The sequence below is a fragment of the Flavobacterium glycogeni genome, assembly GCF_048286775.1.
GTDB lineage: Bacteria > Bacteroidota > Bacteroidia > Flavobacteriales > Flavobacteriaceae > Flavobacterium.
On record NZ_JBLVPV010000071.1, the window covers coordinates 1 to 1,208 of the forward strand.

The 1,208-nt window shown below is 33.3% G+C and carries 1 protein-coding gene; it reads left to right on the forward strand.

Annotation, left to right across the window (positions count from 1 at the left end):
• Positions 1-1,192, forward strand: a 1,192-nt coding sequence (locus ACNQGX_RS18315; RefSeq protein WP_417978749.1) for an IS110 family RNA-guided transposase, incomplete at its 5' end; no start/stop codon positions are given.
• Positions 1,193-1,208 lie beyond the last annotated feature (16 nt).

The window sequence follows — 1,208 nt, forward strand, 5'->3', positions numbered from 1 at the left end:
AACTTACAAAGAGCTTGGTTTCTATATGCAAGAACATGGTATAACTCATGTCGCAATGGAGGCAACAGGGATTTATTGGATAACTCTATACGATATTTTGGAAGCCATGGGCTTTGATGTTTGTTTAGTTAATCCAGCTGATAGTAAAAACTTGCCTGGTAGAAAAACTGATGTACAAGATTGCCAATGGATACAACAATTATTCAGTTATGGTCTATTAAGAAAAAGTTTTGTTCCTGAGGATATTGTCCGAAAGTTGAGAGTTTATACTCGTATGCGTGAAGATAAATTGCAAATGGCATCGTCTCACATACTTCATATGCAAAAAGCACTGGTGCAAATGAATATTCGACTTCCAGAAGTTTTGTCTCAAACGCACGGAGCAAGTGGAATGGCAATGATAGAAGCTATCCTAGAAGGTGAAAGAGATGCTCAAGTTTTATTAAGCTATTGTACAAAAGATTTGATTAAAAGAAAAGGATCAAATATTTTATTAGCCTTGGAAGGTAATTATAAAGAGGAATATATTTTTGAGCTTCAACAAGCATACGATGGCTATCTGTTTTATTTAAATCAAATTAGGTTGTGCGACATTAAAAGTGAAAAAATATTGATTGAATTTAAGGGTAAAGCTAATAATGATTATAAAGACGATAATAGAATAAAACCAATACGACATAACAAACCTGATATAAAAAACTTGCATGATTTATTGATGGGAATTCATGGTGCAAATCCAACTGTTTTACCAGGTTTGACCGATTATAGTCTTATGCGTCTAACGGCGGAACTTGGTAATAATATAAAGCAATGGCCAAATGTTAAGGCATTTGTATCATGGTTAGGATTGGCTCCTGGAAAGAATCAATCAGGAAAGATGAATAAAAGAAGTAAGAAAAAAGCAATGACACGATCTGGGCAAATATTTAAGCAAGCAGCTCAAAGTTTATTAGTTAGCAAACAACCAGGCTTGGGAGCTTTTGCTAGAAAACTAAAAGCAAGAAGAGGAGCGGCAATAGCAATAAAGGCTACAGCAAGAAAGTTAGCGGAACTATATTACAAAACATTTAGTAATGGAATGCAATATGTAGAAAAAGGAGTTGAAATTTATTTGCAAAAACAAAAAGAACAACAAATTAAATTTCTTACAAAAAAAGCTATTGAATTAAACATGCAACTGGTTGAAATATAAAAACGTCAATGGTAGT